Origin of the sequence: Vibrio sp. OPT46 (assembly GCF_015163535.1) — a bacterium.
In the GTDB taxonomy this organism is placed as follows: Bacteria; Pseudomonadota; Gammaproteobacteria; order Enterobacterales; family Vibrionaceae; genus Vibrio; species Vibrio alginolyticus.
The window spans coordinates 1-206 of record NZ_JADDYG010000906.1 but is presented as its reverse complement, the minus strand read 5'-3'; the positions used below and the strand labels follow the sequence as shown (position 1 = coordinate 206).

General features: G+C 51.0%; 1 rRNA gene. It reads left to right on the top strand.

From position 1 onward, the window contains the following. Nucleotides 1–206 (top strand): 23S ribosomal RNA (locus tag IQR33_RS31960); the annotation flags it as partial.

Below are 206 nucleotides of genomic sequence, written 5' to 3'. Positions count from 1 at the left end.
GGCTAGGTGGGCCTGGCGACGGTTGTCCAGGTTCAAGTGCGTAGGCTGAGAAATTAGGTAAATCCGGTTTCTCTTAAGGCTGAGACACGACGTCGAGCATCTACGGATGTGAAGTCATTGATGCCATGCTTCCAGGAAAAGCCTCTAAGCTTCAGATTGTAAGGAATCGTACCCCAAACCGACACAGGTGGTCGGGTAGAGAATAC